The following is a 1,048-nucleotide window of genomic DNA, read 5'->3' as shown; positions in this document are numbered from 1 at the left end:
CTGCCCGGCGCCACCTGGCCGGCGCTGGCCGCGCTGAACCTGCTGACCTTCCTGGTCTACGCCTGGGACAAGCAGGCCGCGCGCAAGGGCCGCTGGCGCATCCCGGAGAAGCTGCTGCACACGCTGGCCTTGCTGGGCGGCTGGCCTGCCGGCTGGGCGGCCCGCCTGCTGCTGCACCACAAGACGCTGAAGCCCGGTTTCCGCGAGGCCTACTGGGGCACGGTGCTGCTGCATTGCGGCACGGTCGCCGTGATGGTCTTGCACGGCTGAAGCGCCGCTGCGACCATCGGCCTGCCCCGGCGTTCGGTGGCGAAGGAGTGTTGCGATGCAGCTCGGTGCGTTTTCGATCAGCCTGGCCGTCAAGGACCTGGTGGCCTCGCGGGCCTTTTACGAAGCCCTGGGCTTTCGCGAGTTCGGCGGCAACGCCGGCCAGGGCTGGCTGATCCTGAAGAACGGCGAGCACCTCGTCGGCCTGTTCCAGGGCATGTTCGAGAAGAACATGCTGACTTTCAACCCCGGCTGGGACCAGCACGCCAAGCCGCTGGCCGAGTTCACCGATGTGCGCGAACTGCAGCGCCAGCTGAAGGCCCAAGGCATCACGCTGGCCACCGAGGCCGACGAAACCACCGTCGGCCCGGCCAGCTTTGTCGCCATCGACCCGGACGGCAATCCGGTGCTGGTGGACCAGCACCGATGAAACTGCGCCGCCTGATCCTCAGCCTGGCGACCAGCGTGGTGCTGGTGACATTGACCTGCCTGGGCGCCGGCGAGGCCTTGAGCCGTCCCGCTTCGCGACTGATCGGCGAGGCACCACCGGACCTGCAGGCGCGGCTGTGACCTTGCCGCTGGCCGGTGGCGGGCAGGTGGTGGGCTGGGCGGTGCAGGGGCAGACCGGACACGGCACGGTGCTGCTGCTGCACGGCGTGCGTTCGGACCGGCGGCAGATGATGGAGCGGGCGCGGCTGTTGCGCCGCGAAGGCTATTCGACGCTGCTGATCGACCTGCCGGCGCATGGCGAGAGCAGCGGTGAGCGCATCTCGTTTGGCCT

General features: G+C 69.3%; 3 protein-coding genes and 1 pseudogene. All 4 read left to right on the top strand.

Features of this window, described 5'->3' with window-relative positions; all coding sequences use genetic code 11:
• A partial coding sequence (locus FKP22_RS31450; protein WP_310733406.1) for a DUF1294 domain-containing protein occupies positions 1 to 270 on the top strand: 270 nt, incomplete at its 5' end.
• 55 nt (positions 271 to 325) lie between these two features.
• The gene (locus tag FKP22_RS31445; RefSeq protein ID WP_141292074.1) at positions 326 to 697 is read left to right on the top strand and encodes a VOC family protein; all 372 of its coding nucleotides are present in this window, start codon (positions 326 to 328) and stop codon (positions 695 to 697) included.
• Positions 694 to 837 (top strand): hypothetical protein, encoded by a 144-nt coding sequence (locus tag FKP22_RS33305; RefSeq protein WP_170201210.1) that lies wholly within the window; start codon positions 694 to 696, stop codon positions 835 to 837. Before FKP22_RS31445 ends, FKP22_RS33305 begins: the two co-directional genes overlap by 4 nt.
• Positions 834 to 1,048: pseudogene (locus tag FKP22_RS31440) on the top strand (alpha/beta hydrolase); the annotation flags it as partial. The gene FKP22_RS33305 and the pseudogene FKP22_RS31440, both read left to right, overlap by 4 nt.

The sequence above is a fragment of the Ideonella azotifigens genome (genome assembly GCF_006519715.1).
GTDB classification, from domain to species: domain Bacteria; phylum Pseudomonadota; class Gammaproteobacteria; order Burkholderiales; family Burkholderiaceae_C; genus Ideonella; species Ideonella azotifigens.
This window is presented reverse-complemented; position numbering and strand designations above follow the sequence as displayed.